The sequence below is a fragment of the Acinetobacter sp. NS-4 genome, assembly GCF_037402435.1.
Classification (GTDB): domain Bacteria; phylum Pseudomonadota; class Gammaproteobacteria; order Pseudomonadales; family Moraxellaceae; genus Acinetobacter.
This window is the reverse complement of the sequence record NZ_JBBEUE010000001.1, coordinates 22,768-48,025: the sequence shown is the minus strand read 5'-3', so window position 1 is coordinate 48,025 and position 25,258 is coordinate 22,768. Positions and strand designations below refer to the sequence as shown.

The following is a 25,258-nucleotide window of genomic DNA, read 5'->3' as shown; positions in this document are numbered from 1 at the left end:
TTATATGCTCTCTTGTCGACTCACCCGCATAAGCTGCAATGAGCACGATTTGTTCTGCATTTGATTAGCGAGACAAATCATGTCGTGCTGCTCTAGTCTGTGGCACTTTTTTTTGGCATGATGAATTCAGGTCTTCACTGAATAATGATAAATGGAACAAATGCGTTGGTTAGAACTGCTTTCGACAGTTCGTATGGGTAGCAAAAAACAAAGTTCAGAACAGGCACGTAGCCCATTTCATAAAGATTATGACCGCATTATCTTCTCACAAAGTTTCCGCCAGCTGAACCGTAAAACCCAGGTTCACCCGCTAACTCAACACGATGGCATTCACACCCGTTTAACCCATTCGCTTGAAGTGTCGTGTATTGGACGTTCCCTGGGCATGCTGGCCGCGGAAAAAATCAAAGATCAACTCCCGGTTTGGATTTCCCCTGCCGATGTCGGTGCCATTATTCAGGCCGCATGTTTGGCGCATGATATTGGCAATCCACCTTTTGGGCATGCCGGTGAATATGCGATTCGCGAATGGTTTGATGATGCTTCACATGGCAACTTTTTAGCAAAGCTCTCGCCTGAAGAACAAGCCGATGTACGTCAATTTGAAGGCAATGCCCAAGGTTTACGTTTGCTGACTAAAATTGACTACCACCCAAATGATGGCGGTATGCGCCTGACCTATGCAACTTTAGGCGCTTATCTTAAATATCCGTGGCTGTCTAAAACAATTGCCTCACAAGGCGACCGTCCGGCCAGTCAGCGGGCAAAATTCGGTTGTTATCAGTCCGAAAAAGAGATTTTGAAGCAAATTGCTGAACAGCTGGGTTTAATTCAGTTGGGTGAATATCATTATTGCCGTCATCCACTGACCTATTTATTAGAAGCTGCAGATGATATCTGCTATGCCCTGATTGATCTGGAAGATGGCATTATTTTAAACATGCTATCTTATGAAGAAGTGGAACCCATTTTCCTTGACCTGATTGCTGATTATGGAACACCTCAAGAACTGTCTATGCCAACCACCACATGGCAGCAAAAAATTGCCGCTTTACGTGGTCGTGTGATGAAACGACTGGTAGATGAAGTCACGAGTGCCTTTGCCAGACATCACTATGAGATTTTGTCAGGCCAACTTAAAGGTAGCTTATTGCAATACTGCTCTCAAGATATTGAACGCGGCATTGAACGGGCAAAAAATCTGGCCCGTGAAAAAATCTTTGAACATCCGCAAAAGGCCGGACTGGAAATTATTGCGCATCAAAGCCTGCAAAATATTTTAGATGCTTTTATTCCCCTGACCACACCGCATAAAACCCTGAGCTTTAAAGAACAACGCCTGATGTCGATGTTGCAGCGTGCAGGGGTGAATTTTCAAAGTAACCACTATGAAAATATTATGCAGGTGCTAGATATTATTTCGAAGTTCTCTGACCATCAGGCCTATAACCTGTCACAAGAGCTACAAGGCAATAAGGCAGGCTTGATATAAAGATTTTGCAGATATTTTGGCTGAAATTTCTGCTTATTTTAAAGAATTATGACGTGTGCATTTTGCCTTTCATGCAAATGCTCACTACTATGCAACCAACGATAGATAAGTGAAAAACTCAAAATGATTGGATGTCTCATTGGTGAAGTACTGGCTTTAGAAGCACCGACAGTACTGTTAAATGTAAATGGTGTGGGCTATGAAGTGGATACTCCGCTTTCTACATTTTGCCAGTTACAGAAAGGCCAAAAAGTCACCTTATGGACGCATCTTGCCGTTCGTGAAGATGCTCAGCTTTTATATGGCTTCTTGAATGCTCAAGAGAAAATCATTTTCCGTACCCTGCTGAAAGTCAACGGTGTGGGGCCTAAAATGGCACTCGGCATTTTATCGACCTTAAGTGTAGAAATGCTGATTCATACCGTTGAACATGAAGATATCAACAGCTTGGTGAAAGTTCCGGGTGTAGGCAAGAAAACCGCTGAACGCTTGATGATTGAACTGCGTGACCGTTTTAAAGCGATGTCTGCCGGCACTGCCAATAATCCTGCATCAGCACAGCAAATCCAGTTTAGTGGTAACTCGGCTGTTGCTGAAGCCGAAGCTGCCTTGCAATCTTTAGGTTATAAACCTTTAGAAGCACAGAAACTGGTGAATGCAGCCAAAGGTGACTTCACCGAGGCCTCTGATATTATTCGCGCCGCATTAAAATCGATGAATAAATAACCTCATAATTTGAAGTTATAGGTGTAAATAGATGCAATGAAAGGCAGCATGGATGCTGCCGCAGAAATATGGCATATGGACATGCCATATTTCTGCAAAGGGTTTTGTTACTTTTGCCCTGTCAAAAGTAAGGCATCGCCTACGCGAAAGCAGTGAATATCTTTCATCATTCGCGGCCGTGCAACTAAATGTGCTATGTATGACCATAACGCGACAATCGAATTCACGAAAATAGAACTGACTTAATATGCAAGACCGTCTCATCAGTGGTTCTGAAAAACCCGAAGATCATTTTGATCGTGCCATTCGCCCCACTTCCCTCGATGACTACATTGGTCAACCGGTGGTACGCGAGCAAATGGAAATCTTTATTGGCGCCGCACGCGGACGTGGTGAAGCACTCGACCATACTTTAATTTTTGGCCCACCGGGTTTAGGTAAAACCACACTGGCCAATATTATTGCCCGCGAGATGGGCGGTAATTTAAAGTCAACTTCCGGCCCGGTACTGGAACGTGCCGGCGATCTGGCTGCCATGCTGACCAATCTGGAAGAGGGCGACGTTTTATTTATTGATGAAATTCATCGTCTTTCTCCAGTGATTGAAGAAATTCTTTATCCGGCCATGGAAGATTACCAGCTGGATATCATGATTGGTGAAGGACCCGGTGCACGTTCCATTAAGCTGGATTTACCGCCATTTACCTTGGTGGCAGCAACAACTCGTGCAGGCTTGCTCACCTCACCGCTACGTGACCGTTTTGGTATTGTGCAGCGTTTAGAATTTTATTCAGTTGCAGACCTGACGCACATTGTTTCACGTTCAGCCAGCTTAATGGACGTTCCGATGACCGCTGATGGTGCACAAGAAATTGCCCGTCGTGCACGTGGTACACCACGTATTGCCAACCGTTTATTACGTCGCGTGCGTGACTATGCTCAAGTCAAAGGTACGGGTGAAGTCACTCAGGATATGGCGCAACGTGCATTGGACATGTTGAATGTCGATAAAGATGGCTTAGATACATTAGACCGTCGTTACTTAAGCATGCTGTTAGAACGTTTTGATGGTGGGCCTGCCGGTGTGGAAGCTTTGGCAGCGGCAATGGCAGAAGATTCAGGTACTCTGGAAGATGTAATTGAGCCTTATCTGATTCAGCAAGGTTATACCATGCGTACAGCACGTGGTCGTATTGCCACTAATATGGCGTATTTGCAGTTTGGAATGACACCACCAGAGCCGAAGTGATAAGTAATTTGAAAAGGCAGCTTAGGTTCATTAGTATTTCATAGCCTATTTTAAGGAAGCTTTGGATATACGAGTGTGGCAGGGATGCCACACATTAGCCATCCATTGCGCCGCGTTTTAAAGCAGTGCTTAAAACTGGCTCAGGACATACCTTCAATCCAACAAAGGGATTTTATTACTTTTGTCCCGCCAAAAGTAAGTAAACCTTACGCAAATAAAAAATAAACCAAGTATAATATTTGAAGATGTGCATACAACCTAGTTCTATTAACTTATTTTCCTTACAAAATCATATCCGTACTTAAAAAAGATCTAAGACTTAGAAATTACCCTCACCTCTTCTACCAGCATCAACTCACACGCACCATTCCCTGTATCTTCACGACTTAAAGAACTGCGCCACTTCCAGCCATCAGCAGCCGTGACTTCAACCAATTGCCCTTTTAAATAAATCAAATCGTCCTGATCAATAGCTTTCAGCTGCTTTGCAATCTGTTTCGAGGCAGGAATTAAATGCGTATTGGCACTATGCGTTGAAATTTCATTGACTGGAATGGGTGGAGCATTTTCATAACGCCAGTAATACCAGCGGTTGCTCTGACTAATCGACAACTGCTTATAAACAGCAGGATTGGTCATGCTGCCCCATCCCAAAGCAAAATCAACTGGACTAAGTTCCGCCTCTCGCCCAAAACTATAGTCTTCTCTTGATAAAACCCGAAACTCGCCCGTATAAGCTTCCAGATTGTTTATACGATACCCCTGAAACTGATGGATTCCTTGAGCAGATTGATAATCAGCAGCCTCTGAAATACCTTTATCCGGTTTCAGCCAGTAATTCCACAGTGCAAACCCCAAGGCTAAAATAATTATGTATTTCAAAAAGCGACTCATCTAAATCTCGTATGTTTAGTTATGCTGTAATAACTTAATAATAAATGGAATCGGATTAAATCTCGGGGTCACAGATCCGAAAATTAACTTTTACAACAACCACAATTTATAAAAGCTAATTCCAAAGTAAGATACATAAATTTACAAAGTAAAAGTATCAATAAAAACCTTATATTCCAATCACTAAAATAAATTATACCTTAAAAGTATATTTAAGATACCTACAGAGTTTTGATTAAATTTAAAACAATATGCAATTCTAAAAAGTCACTTTAACTATTTCAAACTCTTAAGGTTCTCCCAAGATATGAACATGTACAAGCAGATCTCCCTTTGCCTTCCATTTATCTTTTGTAGCCAACTCAGCCTTGCTGACTGGATTGATGATTCCATTAAAAATGTAGAAGCCCACACCATTAAGCTGCGGGAACATATTCATCAGCATCCTGAACTTGGCAACATGGAATTCAAAACTTCTGAGCTGGTACAAAAAGAGTTGAAATCCTATGGCATTGAAGTGCGTAAAGGTTATGCCAAAACCGGTGTAATTGGTGTACTGAAAGGCGCTAAACCCGGTCCAGTCATGGCACTCCGTGCAGATATGGATGCATTACCCATTGAAGAAAAAACAGGACTTCCTTTTGCAAGTAAAGCCAAAGCCATGTATCAAGGTGCAGAAACGCATGTCATGCATGGCTGTGGTCATGATGCGCATATAGCCATGTTATTGGGCGCAGCCAAAGCCCTAGCGGCGAATAAAGATAAAATTGCAGGCATCGTGGTATTCGTATTCCAACCTGCTGAAGAAGGCGGAGCCGATGTCGATAACTTTAGCCAAGGCCATTTAATCGGTTCACGTAAAATGATTGCCGATGGTGCATTGAACAATCCTAAACCGGAAGTCATTTTCGGCATGCACGTGATGGCGGGTATGCCAAGCGGTAATATTTTATATAAAGATGGCGCGATTCTGAACAGTGCTGATCATTTACGCATTCAAGTAAATGGTAAACAGGTACATGGTTCCATGCCTTGGCTTGGTCGTGATCCAATTTATGCTTCTTCGCAAATGATCAACAATATGCAAAGTTTAGTCAGCAGGAAGGCGGACTTGACCAAAGGTATGGGCGTGGTGAGTATTGGTAGCATTCACGGTGGTACAACAGGTAACGTTATTCCAGATCAAGTCAATATGGTGGGTACAATCCGTTCCAATAATGAAGATGTGCGCCAAGGAATATTAAAAGACCTACCGAAAATGATTGAGCATAATGCCGCTGCAAATGATGTCACTGCAAAAGTGGAAATTGCGCCATATGCGCCTGTGACCACCAATGACAAAACCTTAACCAAGCTGATGCAGCCTACACTTGCTCAGGTGAATGGAGAAGATAAACTGCATGTACTGGACAACAATGCCAGTGCCAGTGAAGATTTTTCTTATTATGGTCAGCTCATGCCGTCTTTGTTTGTCTTTGTAGGCGCAACGCCTGCCGATCAGGACATGGCCAAAGCCGCACCTAACCATAACCCGTTATTTATTGTTGATAATGCGACTTTAAAAACCGGGGTAGAAAGCCATGTGCGCTTTATTCTGGATTATCCAAAGGTTGCCGAACAAGTACAGGCAGACTGGAAAAAGAGCCAAACTGCAAAAAAATAAATGACATTTGTTATAAAAGTGAGCATCCTGTGCTCACTTTTTTATATCTCAAAGTTTTGTTGATTGCCTGTAGAATAGATTCCATTTGAAACCTTGTGCCATTGGACTCAAATTTCATGATGCTAAACTGCAACGCATTACACAGCTTGACTCTTGGCAATAATAGCGTCGCATTCACAGACGCCATATTTACTAAAAGCCAAGCTCAAAATGCAAAATTGAATCATAAAGCGGGATACCATCATGGCGAATAAATTCGAATTCAACATTCGTGTATATATTGAAGACACTGATGCAGGCGGCATTGTCTATCATGCAAACCATATTCGTTTTATGGAACGTACGCGTACTGAATGGTTGCGTGCCTCAGGCGTTGACCACTACTGGCACCAAAAAGATTACAACTTTGTGGTACATAAAATTAACGTGAAATATTCACGCCCTATCCTTATGGATGATCTGATTACCGTTACTGCAAGTGTAGTTTCGTGTAAAGCGACATCTTTTGTATTGCAACAAAATATTTATCGTGGTGAAATCATGCTTGCATCTGGTGAGGTTGAGTTGGCATGTATCAGTGTAGACGGCATGCGTCCAACACGACTTCCTGAAGAAATCCGTACACTAATTCTGAAAGAGTTAGGACAAGACTAAAAAAATTTATTGGCACATTGTAACTATGGCAACACAACTAGAATCTTCACTACACGTATCAGATCTTATTTTACAAGCAAGTCCTGTCGTTCAACTGGTAATGCTGCTGCTACTTCTGGCATCATTATACAGTTGGTATCTGATTGCCAAGTTACATATGAGTTATAAAAAAGCCCAGGCAGATGATGAACATTTCCAAAAAATCTTCTGGTCGGGTGCCGAATTAAACACTCTTTACAACAATGCCCAGCTCAATTCCAAACGTGTCGGTCTGGAAGATATCTTCTATCAGGGCTTGGGTGAATTTTTAAAGCTGACAAAACGCAATGCACCGGCACAGCAAAGCATTGAAGGTACAGAACGCCTGTTACGCGTCGGCTTAAGCCGTGACCAGGGCAATCTGGAACAAGGTTTGGGTGTATTGGCAAGTATTGGTTCAGTTGCGCCTTATGTGGGCTTGTTCGGTACCGTTTGGGGCATTATGAATGCCTTTATTGGTCTGGCAGATGTTGACCAGGTAACACTGGCCACTGTTGCTCCGGGTATTGCCGAAGCATTGATTGCCACTGCTATTGGTCTGTTTGCAGCCATTCCGGCTGTTTTGGCATTTAACCATTTCACTGCTAAAGGTGAAGCTGTCTATTCAGACCGTGCTTTGTTTGCCGAAGAAATGGTGGCGCTATTACAACGTCAAACTGTGGGTTCTACACAGGAAAATGACTAATGGCGATTCAACGTTCCGGACGCTTTGAGCGTATCAAAAAACCGTTAAAAAGTGACATGAATGTCGTCCCTTATATCGACGTCATGCTGGTGCTTCTGGTGATTTTCATGGTCACTGCACCCATGATTACGACCGGTGTAAAAGTTGATTTGCCTCAAGCCAATGGCACCCCCATGCAGGCCGAAGACCGCCCTGCCATTGTCACGCTTGAATCAGATGGCACCATTAAACTTGAAGATAAATCACATAGTAATGATGTGCTCACACTCGATGAATTAAAAGCCGTGCTGACTGAATCGCAACGTGAAGCGTCAGAACAGAAAAAACAAATGAGCGTACTGATTAACGGCAGTGAATCTCGTCCTTATGGTGAAGTCATGAAACTCATGTCTGCCCTACAGGATGCAGGATTAACTCAAGTAGGTTTACTGACTGAGCCATTAAAATAATTTATGAAAGATTTCACAAAGCCACAATCTAAAGAAAAAACGATTGCGCTTGGATTTACCATCGGTGTCCATGTGGTGGCAATGACTGGCTTACTTTTTTTAGGCATGAGTAAACCACCTGAGCCTCCTAAAAAGATCACGACGGTTTTAGTTAAACCTGAAGATTTATTGCCAGCTGAACCCGTACCTGTGGAACAAACCAATTCAGCAGAAACTACCCATGAAAAAGTAGCAAAACAGGTTCAACAAACAGCAGAACCAAGTGTTGAGCCCGCTCCTGTAATACCAGTTGCCCCACCAACACCAACACCAGCTCCAGCTCCAGCTCCAGCTCCAGCTCCAGCTCCAGCTCCAGCTCCAGCTCCAGCTCCAGCTAAACCTGATACAAATAAAGCAGCAGAGCAAGCCAAAGCCGCTGCTGAAGCCATGCAAAAAGCCGAAAAACAAGCTGTTGAAAATGCAAAAATTGCTGCGGCCAATAAACTAAAAGCGCAAGCTGAGGCAGCCGAAAAAGCCAATGTAAAAGCTGCGGCTCAAGCTAAAGCTGATGCTGCTGCAAAAGCGGAAGCAGATGCCAAACGTAAAGCAGATCAGGCTGAACGTGCGAAAGCAGAAAAAGTAAAAGCGGATGCTTTAAGAAAGGCAGAAGCGGATAAACAGCGTGCTGAAGCCGCCGCAAAAGCCAAAACTGATGCTGCAAATAAAGCCAAGGCTGAAGCGGCCGCAAAAGCCAAAACTGATGCTGCAAATAAAGCCAAGGCTGAAGCGGCTGCAAAAGCGAAAACCGATGCAGCGAATAAAGCCAAGGCTGATGCCGCTGCAAAAGCTAAGGCCGATGCAGCCAATAAAGCTAAAACTGACGCTGCTAACAAAGCCAAAGCAGATGCCGCTGCAAAAGCTAAGGCCGATGCAGCCAATAAAGCTAAAACTGACGCTGCTAACAAAGCCAAAGCAGATGCCGCTGCAAAAGCTAAAGCTGATGCAGAAGCGCGTGAACGTGCAGCTAAAGAGGCCAAAGCATCATCTGCTAAACAAGCTGCTGAAGAAGCCGCGACCAAAAAAGCGGAAGCAAAGAAAATTGCCTCAACTGCAAAACGTGACTTTGAAAATAAAATCAAACGTGCGTGGGATATTCCGAGTGGTTCATCAGGTCAAAAAGCCACTGCCCGCGTTACTTTAAGTGATAGCGGTTCGGTTCAATCCGTGATTGTTAACTCTAGTGATCCAGACATGAAAGCCAGTGTAGAAGCAGCTGTTCGGGCAGCAGCTCCCTACCCAATGCCTTCTGACCCAGATGCACGACGTGAAGCAAGAACATTTACTTCAACCTTTACAGCAAAATAAAGCTAAAATCGCATCAATTTTCGATTGATGCGGTTTTTTTTGATCTTTAAACTATGGAATTGAAAAAATAGCTGAAATTTTATTCACTTTTCACAGTCTAATAACAGTTTAGTCCTCATGATGTGCTTCCAATCATTCAAAATCATGCCATTATGTCACACAAGCAAATTCACAATAATTTACATCTTTTAGAGTACGTAGCGGATGATGGAAATGACGCGTAAACATCTACTTTGCCTAACCATTTTAACAGCTTTAAGCCCAGTTTTAGCGACACAGTCTTATGCACAATTGCATTTGGAAATTGCTAAAGCACCAGAAGAAGCACCAAAAATTGCCATTATTCCGTTTAATAATGATCAAAGCATCTATCCTATTGTCGAAAATGACCTGAACCGTTCCGGCAAATTTTCCAGCGCTTCCAAGAATCTCCCTGCAACAGCGAGTATGAATAATCCAAATGCCGAAGCCTGGAAATCTGCCGGTGTACCTTATGTGGTGACCGGTACGGTAAAAACTACCGACAATGGTAGTTTTGAAGTTCATTACCAGCTCTACGATATCGAAAAACAGCAGTATCTATTAAATGAATTATTGACTGTCCCTGCGTCACGTATCCGCCAAGCTGGACACATGATTAGTGATGCAATTTATCAGGCATTAACGGGTATTACGGGGGACTTTAGCGGACGTATTGCCTATGTACTGCGCAACCCGGCAACCCCTGAACAGCGCTATACCTTGCAAATTGCCGATACCGATGGTGAACAGCCAAAAACTATTTTGACCTCACGCGATCCGATCTTGTCACCGGCCTGGACACCAGATGCCAAAAAAATTGCCTACGTTTCATTTGAGACCAAACGCCCGGCCATTTATGTACAGGACCTGGCGACTGGAAAACGTGAAAAACTGGCCAGCTTCCGTGGTTTGAATGGTGCACCAAGTTTCTCGCCGGATGGCAAGAGCATGCTGTTTACTGCTTCCCTGCATGGCAATCCAGAAATTTATCAGATGAACCTGGATACGCGTGAACTACAACGTATGACCAATGACAGTGCGATCGATACCGAAGCACGTTACGCTCCAGATGGTAAATCCTTTATTTTTACCTCAGACCGAGGCGGTTCACCGCAAATTTATAGCTATAATTTTGCAAATAGCACAAGTAAACGCCTGACTTTCCGCGGTGCATTCAATGCACGTGGTACTTTAAGTGCTGATGGTAAAAAAGTTGCACTGGTACATCGTCCAAGCGGTAGTAACTACAAGGTTGCCATTCAGGACATCAATACCGGCATTACCAATATCCTCACCCCGACCAGTCTGGATGAGTCACCAAGTTTCTCGCCAAATGGTCAGATGGTGGTCTATGCCACACGTGAAGGCAACCGTGGCTTATTGTCCATCATGTCATTGGATGGCCGTTTCCGCATGAACTTGCCAAGTGAACAGGGCGAGGTTCGCGAACCGGCTTGGGCACCAAAATAACAATTTAATTTTATTAATCTAAAGTAATGATAATCATGGAGATAAAGATGAAAGCAGTTCAATTATTAGTACTTCCTGTTCTTGCTACAGCATTGGTGATGACTGGATGTGCCAGCCGCAAGCCTGCTGCTGAAATTCAGGCAGGACAAAATCCGAGCGGAGCCACTACCGTCAGTACTGAAGGTCTAAGTGAAGATGCAGCCTTGAATGCACAAAACCTGGCAGGTGCGTCATCTAAAGGTGTTACTACGGCAAATAAAGCATTTTTAGCGAAACGTGTGGTTCACTTTGACTATGACAGCAGTGAACTTTCAAATGACGACTATCAAACCCTTCAGGCACATGCACAATTCCTTGTCGCCAATGCCAATTCTAAAGTGGCTTTAACTGGCCATACTGATGAACGTGGAACACGCGAATACAACATGGCTTTGGGTGAACGTCGCGCCAAAGCGGTAGAAAGCTTCCTCATTACCAACGGTGTCGCTGCAACTCAATTAGAAGCAGTGAGCTATGGTAAGGAAATGCCAATTAATGCAGGTCATGATGAGAATGCATGGAAAGAGAACCGTCGTGTAGAACTTAACTACGAAGCAGTTCCTCCCTTATTAAAATAAGGGGTTCCAAAAAAAGCGCTCAATCTTGAGCGCTTTTTTTAAGCTTTTTCAGATTCTTCGGAATCCTGTTTCGGGCTTTGCATAGATTCTATCAGATCATGCTTGTTGAATTTTTTATATTCCGCTTTCGCTTCATAACCTTTCCAGGCTTCTTTCACTTTTTCGGCAGAAATATCTTCTAAATTCATAGCTTCATTTGGCGTTGGAGTCGCATCAAACTTTTGCGTTGTCATAACTGTGCTCCTATCACGTTTTCCATAACCTATAGACCTCAACATAGCATTTTTTACAGAACTTACAAGAGTAAAATCACGACAAATAGTCGAGTTTAATTGTTCTTTTGCTACGTTCTCATCTAAAATGGTTGCCCATATTCTCTTGATAATTTTTTATCATTTTTTAATTGGAGTTTTCCTGTCATGTCATACCTCAGCCTTTCCCAATATTTACAACAACAAAACGGGAATCTAACGCCTGAACTGGCTCAAGTTATTGAAACGATTGGTAATACATGTAAGGACATCGATCAATTATTGCAAAAAGGTGCTTTAGCTGGCGTTCTAGGTAGTGCACAACACGAAAATGTTCAAGGTGAAGAACAAAAGAAACTTGACGTTATTTCAAATGATTATTTAATTGATGCGTTAAAAGTACATGCTGAAGTTGGCGGTTTAGCATCTGAAGAATTGGATGAATTCACGCCTGCGCAAGAAAATGGTAAATATCTTGTATTGTTTGATCCATTGGATGGTTCTAGCAACATCGACATCAACATGTGTGTAGGTACTATTTTCTCAATTCTTCCTGCAAAACATGCGGTAACACAAGCTGAAGACTTCTTGCAAGCAGGTACCAACCAGGTTGCAGCAGGTTATGTACTCTATGGCCCCTCAACCATGATGGCACTTACTGTCGGTGCTGGCGTTGTATTCTTTACTTTCGACCCTGAAACCAAAGAATTCTTGCTCACTAAAGATGCGATTACTGTAGCTGCCGATACTAAAGAGTATGCCATCAATGCATCGAATCAACGTCACTGGGAAGCACCGGTAAAACGTTATATCGAAGAATTGCTTGCAGGTAAAACAGGCCCGCGTGAAAAAGACTTTAACATGCGTTGGGTGGCTTGTATGGTGGGTGATATCCACCGCATTCTTTGCCGTAGCGGTATCTTTATGTACCCATATGACACTAAAGATCCGAAAAAAGCCGGCCGTTTACGTTTAATGTATGAAGCAAACCCGATGAGTATGCTGATGGAACAGGCAGGCGGCGCATCTACAACTGGTCGTGTACGTATTCTAGAGATTCAGCCGACTGAACTTCATCAACGTGTACCTGTGGTGATTGGTTCTAAAAATGAAGTTGACCTCGTAACGCACTACCATAATTAATTTTTTATAGCGGAAGTAAGTCCTGATGACTTGCTTCCGTGGATTTGATCTCCCATGCCTACTATTTTTCTAGAATCAAAAGATAATCCTAAAATTAAGCATTTACGCGGCTTAATTGAGCAAAATTCATATCGTAAAAAACAAGGTCAAACCGTACTTGAAGGTACCCATTTGTGTTTGGCCTGGTTAGCAGAAGATAGAAAAATCAAATCTATTTTTACCACCGAACAGGCTTTAAACCATCCTGATTTTGACCGAATTGCTGAACAATATCAGGGCGCAATCTTTGTCATTAGTGAATCCTTGTACAAGGATTTAAGTACCTTGGGTACCACACTTGCTTGTCTTGCCATTGTCGATTTACCCAGTTCACGCCATGCCCTAGATTTCACGGCTGACACCTTGATTCTGGAAAATATCCAAGATCCGGGCAATGTCGGCACTTTGCTCCGCTCTGCAGCTGCAGCAGGTATTCAGCAAATTGTCTGTACCAAAGGTTCAGCTTCACTGTGGTCGCCACGGGTACTGCGTGCCGGAATGGGTGCACATTTTTCCTTACACACTTATGAAAATGTGACACTTGAAGATATTTTGGATCAATTCAAGATTCCTGTTTACGTGACCAGTTCACATGAATCAGAGAGCTTATATTCCAAGGATTTAACCAAATCCTGTGTCTGGATTTTAGGCAATGAAGGTCAAGGTGTTTCTGAATACGCCCTTGCACATGCACAGGCAGTTTCGATTCCCCAACCTGGTGGACAAGAGTCTCTAAACGTTGCCATTGCCGGTTCTGTCTGCTTCTTTGAAATGGTTCGTCAACGTTTATAAACGTCTCATTCGTTACTTTATTTTAAACATCCCTCGTCAATGTTTAAAAATAGATTACACTAGAAAAATAATAATTTTTTTGTCAACCAAACCATTATTTCCAGCGTTATAGGTATATGAATATGGAAATAATGGTGGGTATCCAATGACAGGATTTTCCATCTCTATGGATTCAGCACCGAGACAGTCTCAGTCGGAAAATTTGAGTACTCTGAAGAGTACGGCTGAGCAACGCCTGAAAATTTTTATGCAGGATGTGACTGGACGTGCTTTAGTCATGATGGAGAGTGCAACCCAAGGTCAACAAGGCATTGCAATGGATCTCGTGCAGGAAGCATTTATTTCCTTGCATAAGGCATATGCCGATAAGTCGACCGATGAGTGGTATCCCCTGTTTTACACCATTTTGAATCATAAACTCCAAGACTGGCGTAGAAAAGAAGTCCGTCGAGCACAACCTTTTTCTTTTTTTAAAAAGGTAAGCCTAGATGATGACGATATCGAACTGAATGATATTGTTGATGAAAATACACCTAGTCCATTCGATTTTCTTGATCAAGCCGTAACTGCCGAAGAAATACAGGAAGCTATCGCTCAGCTTCCTGTTCGTCAGCAACAAGCTTTTATGCTGCGTGCTTGGGAAGGTTTTGATACACACACGACTGCACAAATTATGGAATGCAGTGAAGGGAGTGTAAAAACCCATTATCACCGTGCTATTCAAGGTCTCCGAGCTTCTTTAGCACATTTGAATCCATATCGTGGAGGGTCATCAGAATGAAGCAAGATGATTTCTTAAAACAAGTTACTTCCAAACTCGATGGACTCGCACAACATCACAAAGCCAAACCTGCTGTGATGAATCATGTGATTGAAGAAATTCAAGCGCGAGAAACATCCCGTTATGGACTTTGGAAAATGTCAGGTTTTGCTCTTGCCGCTGCAATTGCAGGATTCGTGGTGTTCCCAGATTCCATTGAAATGGCAACAAAACCTCAAAATCAGGTTGTGGTGACTCCGAAACTCTCTCCGCAAATGGTTGAAGATTTGGAGATGCTCATGGTTTTAGGTGAGGATAAGGTTCCACATGGCAGCTAAAAAATTAGCATTTGCTTTTTGTGCTCTCGGATTTTTACAAACCAGCTTTGCTGGCTTCGAACGTTTTTGGATTTTTTCCAAAGATGCTGACACACAAATAGCAGAAACCTGGGATACATTATCGGATAGTGAACAGCGCGCACTTATTCAACGCTACCAATCACTCAAAGAAATACCTGAAGCACAAGGCACAACCTTACAGCAACGTATGGATTGGTTTACCCAGCTTCCAGAGCAAGAAAAACAAAAAATGCGTGAAACCTGGCAAAAAATGAGCAGCCAAGAACGTAAAGAGTTGGGTATCCGTATGCAAAAGGCTACACCCGAAGAACGACCTCTGATTCGCGCTGAATATATCAGTAAATATTTGCCCCAAACTGTAACCCATCATTAATTTGATATTATTGAAAAAGATTAAACTCATAAAAAAGCCGCTGAAATCAGCGGCTTTTTATTATTTCATTCGATAACGTCGATATAAACCTAAGCTTGCTAGAACAAATATCCCATAAATTCCAAATGAACCACCACCTGATGATGTATTGGTATTTTCAGCAGTGTTCATCAAAAAGATAGTAGCAGTATTTGATCCCAGTTCCTCAGCATCATATATTTTATAAGTCACCGGATAATCAAATCGACTTAAATTATTTTTAACTGCGAAATGTAATTTTCCACCATAACATATCTCGCCAGCATGACTACCAGGACAAGGACCTTGTCGTTCTGCAGTTAAGGTTAAGCCTGCTGGTAATTTCTCAATATGAATCGGAATTTCACCAATTTCTTTATCAGAATAAAATGATTTTTTAGCAGTTGATAAATGAGTTGTTGAACCATCTCCATCATCGCTATCATTTTCCAAAGGATTAACAGTAATTTCTAAGTTAGAACTTGGACTAATAGAATAAGTATCATCATTTGCAATAGGTGCAATGTTAGTAAATCGTGCCTGTAAAATCCCTGAAGATGAAATACCTGTTGCTTTATTTAGAATCGTATACTTACAATATTCTGCCTTTGAAGCTACAGTTTCTTTACCATCTAAACGGTACATAATGATTCTTTTTAGGTCTGGCTTCCATTCACATTTTAAATTTGTATCAACTTTAATACTTGATAAATCTATACCACTTTGTGAGCCATTAAGGTCACCTACCCCTTGAGCTTCTGCAGTTATTTCATAATTATCACTATTTAGGGCTTTAAGTTGTCTAGCACCAGCCCCTGTAACTTCTACTTCATCTGGTAGTGCAAGCTTAAAAGGATCAACATAAATAGTACGATATTCCTGATATTGTTTTGTATATTTAAGTAAATCTTCTGCCTTCTTTAAATTATCCTTATCCATGATTGAATAATCGGGATCCCTATCCTTGTTATTCATCAAGGCTTTTATCCAATCTATATCTTTTTGTAAATCATCAATTGTTTTTACCGCTGAGCTATTAATTAAATCTCCAATATCGGCTGCAGTAAGATGCATCATTTCTACAGAACCAATATCACAGCTATTGGTTAACGTAGGATTAAATACTAAAGTTGAACTAGTAACACGTTCAATTGCTCTTTGATCAACTTCACTACACCCTGTTGCTAAAACATCCACTAGATCAGTATTTGTTTTATTATCTTTTGGATAATATAACGGTAAATACAAATTATAGTCTGAACCTTCCTGATAACTTGATAATATTGAAGTCATACTAATGTTTGAAACGTCGATATTATTGGCAATATTTCTTGTGCTTCCATTATTGCTAGCCGGATCAGGTAAAGTACATTTACTCACTCCATTTAATTCTACTGCATTATTAACTGCAGTCATATCTATATTATTTAGAGCTATATTTTTAGCACTTGTATAACTACAAGACTCTCCTACATTATAAGCAAGTACATTAAAATTTAAATTTTTATTACCATTTTCATCATAATACAATATATTATTTGCTGTGTTTTCTACTATCGTATTACTGTTTAAAATCAAAGAGGATAATAAGCTTAAAGGATGCCCAGTAGAGTCTACATTATTAATAATTGAACTATTGCTACTACTAGCAATATTTTTTGCGATAGTATTTGCACTTAAATTTGCCACAACATAACCACAAAAATCTAAAGTACTTGAACTATTATTCAAATTGCCATTTTTGACAATACTGCTATTGGTAATACTGATTTTAGCTTTGGTTTTAATTAAATTTGCTGTACAGTCCATAGCCAGAACACTGCCAGTAATAGCGTTATTTCCTTCTACTAAAGTGTGATTAAGTGATAGAGACTTTTCAGAATTTTGCGCAACAAAATAAACTGCCCCACCACTTTTTTCTGATTTAGATGCTGTAATTGCACTATTATCCATAAATAATGGACCAGCCACATATAAAGCTCCCCCATCCCCTTTAGAATAGCCTTTTGTTAGCTCTACATCCAGAAGTGTTAATGTAGATTCACTTCCTAACGTATTAAAGAGACGGGTCTTATTTTGCCCGCTAATTTTACTTACTAATTTCCCCATAAGTGGATAATCATTTGTTAAAGGACTCTTTTTACCCCAATCTGCTGGAGATTTTCCTTGTATAATGATTTGGCTTGTGGGACTAATTTCTTTTTCTAATTTATATTCTCCAGCTTCTAGTTGAATAATATCTTTTTGACCATTTAGTGTGTTTCCAGCACTACAACCACCATAAGCTTTATTTAAACTTGCAGCTTGAACTGCCTCACGCAATGAACATTTATCAGAGTTTATATTATCTTCATCATCAAATGTATTCACATAAATTGTCTTATTCTCTGCTGCAATTAATGGCATCGCAGACAAAACCATTATGCATAGTAATCCTTTCTTATAATTTTTCATGGCTATATCCTTATTTTTTAAAGCGACGCAATCCAAATAAACCAAAGACCGCTATTACGCTAAAAATTCCAAATGAACCGCCGGAAGTTTTAACTGATTTATCTTCCATGTTATTTTCAGCTTCCTGCACAATTTGTACATTTACTTCCATATAAGGTTTACTTTTATTAAAGCGAGTAGAGGAAGTTACAACTCGAATCGTGAAAATATCAGCACCACGCCATGCACCATTTGGGGTATATACCAGATTCCCCTCCAAATCAATGGTGAGTTTTCCTTTAGAAGGAGTCTGTGTTTGCACAATCATTAAACATCCATCTTTCCATGGCTCACCAGTTTGATTTTCCGGGTAAATTTTGTCACATTCTTCTTTGGGTATAGGATCACTATCTCCCAACATATCGGCAATAGAAATTTTAGCAACTTGCCCAATCAACAAATCTTTACCTACCAAACCAATTGTGGCGGGTACAACAATTTCAATAGCACCACGATCGCAATTTTCTGCTTCTACATCTCTGCTTTTACCACGTTGATCAGAACCTTCGCATCCGATATATACATCTGAACTTGTTACTCGTGCTCGCCCTTTATTCACGATTAAAGAATTAGCAAGACTTGAATAGGAAAGTAAAATACGTGGACGGAAATAACCCAGGAAACTATTTTCAGACTGTTTATATGGACATAAAATTGACTGATCATCATCTTTCAATGATAAACAATTTCCTTCTATGTCATTTTCTGCAAATAATTGAGTACCTGTCCAAAATTCATTCTGATAATTTGCTGCCCCACTACCACAATCTTGGGAAACAACATTATTTAATAAAAAACTATGATCATTATTAAAACGACAGTCTGAACGCACCCCAGTAACCGGGTATGGGTTTCCTAAAAGGATACTATTACTTAAATAAGCTTTTTCTCGCGATGCATTAAATATTAAACCAGCAGTATTTGCGACAATCGTTAAGTTATTTAATCCCATACCATCAATTACATTCGCCACAGTACCTATATTCTTAAAAAAAGTACTGTTTGATATAGTGTATTTAACTAATGGAAATGCAGCAATTTCTGCATCTTCAAGTTGCTGAGCTGAATAAATATTCGCAGAAGTATTAGAACGTGTTTCATTCCCGGAAAAGACTGTGTTCATAATTTTAAACCCAGGCTTTTGACTGTAAATGATTCCACCTTCATCTGCGTGATTGTTTACGATTAAACTATTACTGATTTCTATATAACTGGCAAATGCTGGATGAGCAGTATTTATAGCTACATTATAAATCGCACCACCTTGTTCAGCATAACCACCTGATAATTTGACATAATCTAAGTACAAGCTTTCATTGTTATAAATTAAACCGCCATTTTGAGCACAATTTTGGTCAGTACAACCTGCTAAATTTACTTCTTTTAAATTAACAGTAAATCTTTTCTCAGCATCGGCATCATCTATATAAAAGATTTGATCTTTCCCAGTCATCTGAATAGTTGCATTATTTAAACCCGGAATAGCATCTTCATTCACATTCGTTTCATAAGTGGTTTTAATTGTTAATTCGGCTTTAATAGGTAACTTTGAAGTAATTTTATAATTAGCTTTCTTTTCCAAAAGAATTGATGAGGTAGAATTTTCCCCACCACAACCATCATAACCTTCCTTAGGCATTCCCCGATTAACGTATTCTATTGCTTCACGTAATGAGCATTCCTTGTCATCTTTGGTAATATCTTCTGTAGTATTCACGATAATATCGGCACTATAAGCATGTCCTGCAACGCATAACATCCCTATACCTATGCTCCGTTTGAGCATACCTTTCTCCTTGTATTCTTTTATATATTTTTATTCTTAAGTTGCACATTCCCTGCAACATCGAACTATTTTGCTGTACTTTGTCACAGCTTGAATAATTTCTCAAGATTTTTTATTGTTTACCGATATTCATCAATCAAGGCATAAATTTGTCTCAAATTTGCATGACTAATTTTGGTCTTCTCACCTTTTAACAGTTGAATCAGTTGTTCTAAAGTTTGCAATAAAATAGAAGTCTGATGAGGCCCATGCACCAGTAAATAATCGATAATTTGTTGATCTATATGAATTCCACGACGTGATAATACTGAAGTGACCAATGCATAGCGGTCAGCATATAAACTTCCCGATGGTACTTTAACACTGACTGCCTGGGTCAAACGTGACTGTAAATCTGGCAGTTCAAGTTTTAATTCAATCGGTGCCACACGGGAGGAAAAGACCAACTGCCCACCGCCTTCATTATTGTAATTAATTAAATGAAAGACTGCTTTTTGCCAATGTGGAACACCACTAATCGCCTCAATATCATCTAATGCCACCAGATCATATTGATCTAATGAAGTAATCGCTTCAGTGGGTGCATCCAGCAATTCAAGCAGTGAAACCTGAATTGCTGACTTGCCAATTTCCAGATAAGAATCACAAATAGCAGAAAGTAAATGGCTCTTGCCAGATCCTGCACCACCATATACATAAAAGCGGTTCATTAAACCCGCATGTAATTGTCGAACTGCATCAATAACATGTCCCCATCCCGGCCCAGAAAAATCGCTGATTCTGGCATCCAGTTGAGGTTCAATATCTAATTGCAGTTGACGCATATATGAGCTTTAACCTTCAGATTCTTTATTATCTATCAATCCAATCTTACTCGATTTTTCAGCATCTTGCAGATTTTTTACAGGCTGATCTTTTAGCTCTACATCAACATTCACCTGCTCGCTTTCAATTGAAACCGATCCGATATCTGCATTCTGTATCACCACTTGAGGTTGCCCATAAATACGACTCTTTTCATAGCACTCACGCGCATGACGTAACAGTACAACAATAATTGCGGCTACGGGCAAAGCAATCAACATGCCCAAAAAACCCGCAAGCTGGGCACCAGCCAATACAGCAAACACCACAGCAACAGGAGACAGACCAATTTTATCGCCCAATAAGAAAGGTTGCAGAATATACCCTTCAACAGCCTGACCGATCATAAATACTACACCGACCAAGAGCAATTGCATCCAGTCCAGTCCAAATTGGAACATTGTCGCAATAACTGCCGCAATAATACCCACAGCAAAACCCAGATAAGGAATAATACTGGCTAGACCTGCAACCATGCCTATAATCAGACCGACTTCAAGTCCAATCATTTGCAAGCCCCCTGCATAGACCACGCCAAGCAAAAGCATCACCAGAAATTGACCTTTGACAAAAGCACCTAAAACACTGTGACATTCACTTACAATATTTAAGGTTGCCTTTTCATATGGGCGGGGAATCAATCTGTGGAAACTGTCCAGCATGCGGTCCCAATCCAGCAAAAAATAAAAGGCAATGATTGGAATTAATATGATGGTTCCACCAATTTGAATAAAATTCAGGCCAGACTGGGCGACTTTTAGCACCAGTGCTTGAACACTGTCTGCGCTATAATTGGTTTGAATATAGTCCATAATTGCTAAGGACATCTGCTCGGTATCGATTTCCATCGGTGCGAGGTTAAATGTATGAGACAACCAAGGCAGGACGGTATAGTTCACCCAGTGAATGCCTGCGGGAATGCTGGTTTTAGCATACATCAGCTGTTTCCAGACCAATGGAGCCAGATACCACATTGCCCAAGTCACTACGACCCCAATCCCTATAAAAACCACACTAATTGCTAGCCATCTTGGCAAGCCAATTTTATGTAATTTATCCACCAATGGACTGAATAAATAAGCAATTAAAAATGCCCCTATGAAAGGCAATACCACCGGTTTAAGCAAATACAGAACCCAAAGGATAAATGCGATTGCTGCAAGTATAAAAATGCGTCGTGAAGTGCGGTCGACCATAGAAACTCGCCTTTTTTCGGTTTATTTGTTCTAGACAGTAAAATATTTTAATAAAGATAGCATTTTAGCGCATAAATAACATAAGAGTTTCGTATATTCGGGTATAATCGCGGCGCGAATGCGGAGACTTCATTATGAGCAACTCAACTTCCCCTAACACTGGTTTAAGCTATAAAGATGCAGGTGTCGACATTGAGGCGGGCGACTTACTCGTCGATCGTATCAAATCTGTCGCAAAACGTACTTCTCGCCCTGAAGTCATGGGCGGACTAGGCGGTTTCGGTGCACTTTGTAAAATCCCTAAAGGTTATGAAGAACCTGTTCTCGTATCTGGCACAGATGGTGTTGGTACAAAATTACGTTTGGCATTGAATTTGAACCGTCATGACACAATTGGTCAGGACCTAGTTGCAATGTGTGTCAACGATCTTATTGTATGTGGTGCTGAACCATTATTCTTCCTTGATTACTATGCAACTGGTCATCTGAATGTTGACGTAGCAGCAAACGTAGTGACTGGTATTGGTAAAGGTTGTGAGCTTGCAGGCTGTGCATTAGTCGGTGGTGAAACTGCTGAAATGCCAGGCATGTATGAAGGCGAAGACTATGACCTAGCAGGCTTTTGTGTAGGTGTTGTTGAGCAAAGCAAGATTATTGATGGCTCTAAAGTTAAAGCTGGAGATGTTTTGATTGGAGTTGCTTCATCAGGTGCTCATTCAAACGGATACTCTCTACTTCGTAAAATCTTTGATGTAAAAAATGTTGATTTAACACAAATCGTGGATGGTCGACCATTAGCAGACACTGCAATGGAACCAACACGTATTTATGTTAAATCTATTCTTCAATTGCTTAAAGAAGTTGATGTTCATGCCATGGCGCACATCACTGGTGGCGGTTTACCAGGTAACTTACCTCGCGTACTTCCAAATGGTGCTCAAGCTGTAATTAACGAATCTTCATGGCAATGGCCAGAATTGTTTAAACTTCTTCAAAAAGAAGGTGGTGTTGAACAGTTCGAGATGTATCGTGCATTCAACTGTGGTGTAGGCATGGTCATTGCTGTCGACGCTGCTAATGCTGAAAAAACCATTGAAGTTTTAACTGCTCAAGGCGAAAAAGCTTGGAAAATTGGTCATATCCAAGAAAATGCTGAATCAGTGGAAGGTGCAGACGAAAAAATCCGTGTGGTTTTTGCATAAGTACTTCGCATGATTAAAATTGCTGTCCTTGTTTCAGGAAGTGGAAGTAACCTGCAAGCCCTGATTGATGCCAATCTCTCAGGCCAAATTGTCGGGGTTATTTCCAATAAACCTGAAGCTTATGCTTTGGAACGTGCTGCAAAAGCCGGGATTCAAACTGCGGTTATTGAACATAAGCAATATCCAAATCGTGAAGCCTTTGATGATGTGATGCATCAACAATTGCTGGATTGGGGTGTTGATCTGGTGATTCTTGCAGGCTTCATGCGCATCTTAAGTGCCAAGTTTGTCAAAGCCTGGGAAGGGAAAATGCTCAATATTCACCCTTCCCTACTGCCTTACTATAAAGGCATGCATACCCATCAACGTGTACTCAACACAGGTGATGTGCTGCATGGCTGTACGGTTCATTATGTTACTGCTGAACTGGATGCAGGTCAGGCATTGGCGCAAGGTGTGCTGAAGGTGAATTTGCATGATAATGCTGTTTCTTTAGCAAATCGTGTGCATGTGCTTGAGCATGTGATCTACCCACAAGTGGTGGAATGGATTTGTACTGGAGCAATTCAGCATACTGCGCAAGGTGTGCTGTATCACGGTCAGGCAATGAAAGAACCAGTACAATTCTGTAAACTGTAAGTTTTAAAGATTCTTATCTCATAAAAAACGCATCCTCGGATGCGTTTTTTATTGCTTCAATTTTTCTTATTTCACAATCAGAGAAATTATGCCGACTGCTGTTGAATTAATTGCTTGATTAATTCTGCAACGTCTATTGGATGTTCCAAAGGGAACATATGTCCGCCTTTAAATACCTCAAAAGGAATACCGAATTTCTTCTGCACCTGTTGTGGAAACTTGCGTGCTAGAAAAGGCCCTTTTTCAGCCACCACCAGATGTACCGGTAGCTTAGGTTTGGATTGGGGCAACCACCAAAGCGAAGGATTAGTCTGGAAGATCTCTACTTCATCCTGCTTGGGAATGGTCAGCTCTACGCCACCGCGAGCTTTATCTTCGGTCAATGCATAATCGATATAGGCTTGAAAGCAATCAGCATCAAAGTCTTGATAAAAACCCTTGGGTCTAAGTAACTCTGCCGCCTGTTCACGACTCTCCCAATGATCACGACGACGCTTGGACAATTCGGCAGGTGACATTTTATCCAGTGCTTTTAACTTGAAAAGTTTAGCAAAATGTAACACCAAGGATTCTTTACCCATGATCAGTGGCGGGTCGAGCATAATCACTTGCCTAAACAATTCCGGACGTTTCAGTGCAGCTTGAAAAGTCAGCACTGAACCCAAGGAATGTCCCAAACCAATCACAGGTCTGCCCTGGGCTTGGCGCACAATGCTATCAATGACTTGGTTGGTCAGACTGTTCCAGTGATTGTCTATGGGATAACGCTTGTCCGGCCCAAGCAATGGTACATAAATAATGTCATATTCATCTTTCAGCCCATCAAACAATTTTTGATAAACCTTCGATGGCACGCCATTGGCGTGCGCAAAGTGGATTACTGGTTTCATTGCAATTTTGTTGTTTGTTCAGATTGGACTTGCTGTGAAATTGAGCTGGCAAAACCCTGCCCCATTGAACTGCCTACACGCCCGAGTACAGAATCGAAAGGACTATATTCAATGGTGTAATTGACTGCTTTTTCAAGCTTCAGTTCTCGTTTTAAGCTATTCAAACTGCCAGTACGGTCTGCAATGCCCAATTTCACTGCTTGCTCACCGGTCCAGAACAGACCTGAGAATATTGCAGGATCAGTCGATTTCAGTTTTTTACCACGGCCCTGTTTCACGGCATTGATAAAGTGTTCATGTACATTATCCAGCACCCCTTGCACATGAGCTTTTTGCGCAGCATCCACCGGCTGAGTCATCGACAAGATGGCTTTATTTTCACCTGAAGTCATGGTGCGGTCTTCAACGCCTAATTTCTGCATTAAACCATTCACGCCATAATTCGGCATGATCACACCAATCGATCCCACAAGGCTTGATGGATTAACAATAATTTCATCGGCAGCAGAGGCAATATAATATGCCCCTGAGGCACCAGTATCACCAATGATTGCATACAGTTTTTTATCGCTATGGGCTTTCTTCAAATATTGAATTTCCTGCCAGATTTCATCCGATTGAACTGGTGAACCGCCTGGTGAATTAATATTTAAAACCACGGCTTTGCTTTGCTTGTTTTCAAAGGCTTTCTTTAGCGCTTTGACTGTATCGGTACTATTTACGGATTGCTTATCTGCAGCAATAGTGCCAATAATATCGACCACTGCAATATGAGAACTGGTGGTTGCTGTTGGATCTGCAGTAGATGTACTACAGCTTTTAGCCAGTAGTACTAAAATAAAAAGAATATAAGCAAAAGTTAGACATTTAAAGAAGATTCCCCAACGACGTGCACGGCGCTGTTCTTCTACAGAAGCTAAAACGGCTTTTTCTAAAATATGCCATTCTTTTCCAGATATATTTTGACTATTATGTTGTGTGTTCTGAATTTCATTTTCTGGTTTTGGCGGCCAATCGGACATGGAAAACGATCCACTGTTGAGTTAAATTGCACTCATTATATACACTGATCCGGGTAAATCTGTCTAAATTATCTGTTTTCCCTTATAATAAATTTATCTTTTCCATTTATGATGCAATTGACAATACA

General features: G+C 41.1%; 25 protein-coding genes. 17 read left to right on the top strand and 8 right to left on the bottom strand.

What is annotated here, in order from left to right; translation table 11 throughout:
* Window positions 1-151 precede the first annotated feature (151 nt).
* From WAE57_RS00215 to ruvB, 3 genes are all read left to right on the top strand, one after another.
* Entirely contained in the window at window positions 152-1,492 is a 1,341-nt protein-coding gene (locus WAE57_RS00215) for a deoxyguanosinetriphosphate triphosphohydrolase (protein WP_337707534.1), read from the top strand.
* A 123-nt stretch (window positions 1,493-1,615) separates the two neighbouring features.
* A complete protein-coding gene (gene ruvA, locus WAE57_RS00210) occupies window positions 1,616-2,218 on the top strand; it encodes a Holliday junction branch migration protein RuvA (RefSeq protein ID WP_237786322.1) in 603 nt (200 codons plus the stop codon).
* A 247-nt stretch (window positions 2,219-2,465) separates the two neighbouring features.
* Window positions 2,466-3,467: a Holliday junction branch migration DNA helicase RuvB gene (gene ruvB / locus WAE57_RS00205; protein WP_237786321.1), complete on the top strand. Its 1,002-nt coding sequence runs from the start codon at window positions 2,466-2,468 to the stop codon at window positions 3,465-3,467.
* A gap of 312 nt (window positions 3,468-3,779) precedes the next feature.
* Here the strand turns inward: ruvB and WAE57_RS00200 are convergent, their stop codons facing one another.
* Entirely contained in the window at window positions 3,780-4,361 is a 582-nt protein-coding gene (locus WAE57_RS00200) for a hypothetical protein (RefSeq protein ID WP_337707533.1), read from the bottom strand.
* 313 nt (window positions 4,362-4,674) lie between these two features.
* Here WAE57_RS00200 and WAE57_RS00195 point away from each other — a divergent pair, with 313 nt between their 5' ends.
* The 7 genes from WAE57_RS00195 (at window position 4,675) to pal (ending at window position 11,303) form a co-directional block, all read left to right on the top strand.
* A complete protein-coding gene (locus WAE57_RS00195; RefSeq protein WP_337707532.1) occupies window positions 4,675-6,024 on the top strand; it encodes an amidohydrolase in 1,350 nt (449 codons plus the stop codon).
* A gap of 243 nt (window positions 6,025-6,267) precedes the next feature.
* The gene (ybgC, locus tag WAE57_RS00190; RefSeq protein ID WP_086196177.1) at window positions 6,268-6,678 is read left to right on the top strand and encodes a tol-pal system-associated acyl-CoA thioesterase; all 411 of its coding nucleotides are present in this window, start codon (window positions 6,268-6,270) and stop codon (window positions 6,676-6,678) included.
* Between the two features lie 25 nt (window positions 6,679-6,703).
* Window positions 6,704-7,402, top strand: coding sequence for a protein TolQ (tolQ, locus tag WAE57_RS00185; RefSeq protein ID WP_086175604.1), 699 nt, complete (start codon window positions 6,704-6,706; stop codon window positions 7,400-7,402).
* Window positions 7,402-7,851 carry a protein TolR gene (tolR, locus tag WAE57_RS00180; protein ID WP_237786318.1) on the top strand — a complete coding sequence of 150 codons (450 nt, stop codon included), beginning with the start codon at window positions 7,402-7,404 and terminating at the stop codon, window positions 7,849-7,851. The genes tolQ and tolR overlap by 1 nt, the downstream gene beginning before the upstream one ends.
* A 3-nt stretch (window positions 7,852-7,854) precedes the next feature.
* On the top strand, window positions 7,855-9,195 hold the full coding sequence (gene tolA / locus WAE57_RS00175) for a cell envelope integrity protein TolA (RefSeq protein WP_337707530.1): 1,341 nt from the start codon (window positions 7,855-7,857) through the stop codon (window positions 9,193-9,195).
* A 207-nt stretch (window positions 9,196-9,402) separates the two neighbouring features.
* Window positions 9,403-10,686 carry a Tol-Pal system beta propeller repeat protein TolB gene (gene tolB, locus WAE57_RS00170; protein WP_337707688.1) on the top strand — a complete coding sequence of 428 codons (1,284 nt, stop codon included), beginning with the start codon at window positions 9,403-9,405 and terminating at the stop codon, window positions 10,684-10,686.
* A 47-nt stretch (window positions 10,687-10,733) separates the two neighbouring features.
* The gene (gene pal / locus WAE57_RS00165) at window positions 10,734-11,303 is read left to right on the top strand and encodes a peptidoglycan-associated lipoprotein Pal (protein WP_337707529.1); all 570 of its coding nucleotides are present in this window, start codon (window positions 10,734-10,736) and stop codon (window positions 11,301-11,303) included.
* A gap of 38 nt (window positions 11,304-11,341) precedes the next feature.
* On the opposite strand, the gene WAE57_RS00160 is transcribed toward pal, so the two are convergent.
* Window positions 11,342-11,536 carry an NF038105 family protein gene (locus tag WAE57_RS00160; protein ID WP_237786316.1) on the bottom strand — a complete coding sequence of 65 codons (195 nt, stop codon included), beginning with the start codon at window positions 11,534-11,536 and terminating at the stop codon, window positions 11,342-11,344.
* Between the two features lie 186 nt (window positions 11,537-11,722).
* On the opposite strand from WAE57_RS00160, the gene WAE57_RS00155 reads away from it, so the two are divergent.
* The 5 genes from WAE57_RS00155 (at window position 11,723) to WAE57_RS00135 (ending at window position 15,020) form a co-directional block, all read left to right on the top strand.
* Window positions 11,723-12,697, top strand: coding sequence for a class 1 fructose-bisphosphatase (locus WAE57_RS00155; protein ID WP_086175610.1), 975 nt, complete (start codon window positions 11,723-11,725; stop codon window positions 12,695-12,697).
* A 54-nt stretch (window positions 12,698-12,751) separates the two neighbouring features.
* Window positions 12,752-13,528: an RNA methyltransferase gene (locus tag WAE57_RS00150; protein ID WP_337707528.1), complete on the top strand. Its 777-nt coding sequence runs from the start codon at window positions 12,752-12,754 to the stop codon at window positions 13,526-13,528.
* A gap of 166 nt (window positions 13,529-13,694) precedes the next feature.
* Window positions 13,695-14,309: an RNA polymerase sigma factor gene (locus WAE57_RS00145; protein ID WP_337707527.1), complete on the top strand. Its 615-nt coding sequence runs from the start codon at window positions 13,695-13,697 to the stop codon at window positions 14,307-14,309.
* Window positions 14,306-14,626: a hypothetical protein gene (locus WAE57_RS00140; protein ID WP_237786313.1), complete on the top strand. Its 321-nt coding sequence runs from the start codon at window positions 14,306-14,308 to the stop codon at window positions 14,624-14,626. Before WAE57_RS00145 ends, WAE57_RS00140 begins: the two co-directional genes overlap by 4 nt.
* Window positions 14,616-15,020 (top strand): DUF3106 domain-containing protein, encoded by a 405-nt coding sequence (locus WAE57_RS00135; RefSeq protein WP_086175614.1) that lies wholly within the window; start codon window positions 14,616-14,618, stop codon window positions 15,018-15,020. Before WAE57_RS00140 ends, WAE57_RS00135 begins: the two co-directional genes overlap by 11 nt.
* Before the next feature lie 60 nt (window positions 15,021-15,080).
* On the opposite strand, the gene WAE57_RS00130 is transcribed toward WAE57_RS00135, so the two are convergent.
* The 4 genes from WAE57_RS00130 to cxpE all read right to left on the bottom strand — a co-directional run bounded on the left by WAE57_RS00130 (window position 15,081) and on the right by cxpE (window position 21,377).
* Window positions 15,081-17,492: a CSLREA domain-containing protein gene (locus WAE57_RS00130; RefSeq protein ID WP_337707526.1), complete on the bottom strand. Its 2,412-nt coding sequence runs from the start codon at window positions 17,490-17,492 to the stop codon at window positions 15,081-15,083.
* Between the two features lie 10 nt (window positions 17,493-17,502).
* Entirely contained in the window at window positions 17,503-19,317 is a 1,815-nt protein-coding gene (gene rbtA / locus WAE57_RS00125; protein WP_337707525.1) for a rhombotarget A, read from the bottom strand.
* A 119-nt stretch (window positions 19,318-19,436) separates the two neighbouring features.
* Window positions 19,437-20,141 (bottom strand): DnaA regulatory inactivator Hda, encoded by a 705-nt coding sequence (gene hda, locus WAE57_RS00120; protein WP_086175617.1) that lies wholly within the window; start codon window positions 20,139-20,141, stop codon window positions 19,437-19,439.
* Between the two features lie 9 nt (window positions 20,142-20,150).
* Window positions 20,151-21,377, bottom strand: coding sequence for a chloramphenicol efflux transporter CxpE (cxpE, locus tag WAE57_RS00115; protein ID WP_337707524.1), 1,227 nt, complete (start codon window positions 21,375-21,377; stop codon window positions 20,151-20,153).
* Between the two features lie 134 nt (window positions 21,378-21,511).
* Here cxpE and purM point away from each other — a divergent pair, with 134 nt between their 5' ends.
* Window positions 21,512-22,579, top strand: a complete 1,068-nt coding sequence (gene purM / locus WAE57_RS00110) for a phosphoribosylformylglycinamidine cyclo-ligase (protein ID WP_337707523.1) — start codon at window positions 21,512-21,514, stop codon at window positions 22,577-22,579.
* Window positions 22,580-22,588: 9 nt separating this feature from the next.
* Window positions 22,589-23,218 carry a phosphoribosylglycinamide formyltransferase gene (purN, locus tag WAE57_RS00105; RefSeq protein ID WP_337707522.1) on the top strand — a complete coding sequence of 210 codons (630 nt, stop codon included), beginning with the start codon at window positions 22,589-22,591 and terminating at the stop codon, window positions 23,216-23,218.
* A gap of 86 nt (window positions 23,219-23,304) precedes the next feature.
* Here purN and WAE57_RS00100 read toward each other — a convergent pair whose 3' ends face one another.
* Together WAE57_RS00100 and sppA are read right to left on the bottom strand one after the other, a co-directional pair.
* Window positions 23,305-24,108, bottom strand: a complete 804-nt coding sequence (locus tag WAE57_RS00100; RefSeq protein ID WP_337707521.1) for an alpha/beta hydrolase — start codon at window positions 24,106-24,108, stop codon at window positions 23,305-23,307.
* Window positions 24,105-25,130 carry a signal peptide peptidase SppA gene (gene sppA / locus WAE57_RS00095; protein WP_337707520.1) on the bottom strand — a complete coding sequence of 342 codons (1,026 nt, stop codon included), beginning with the start codon at window positions 25,128-25,130 and terminating at the stop codon, window positions 24,105-24,107. Before sppA ends, WAE57_RS00100 begins: the two co-directional genes overlap by 4 nt.
* Between the last annotated feature and the right edge of the window lie 128 nt (window positions 25,131-25,258).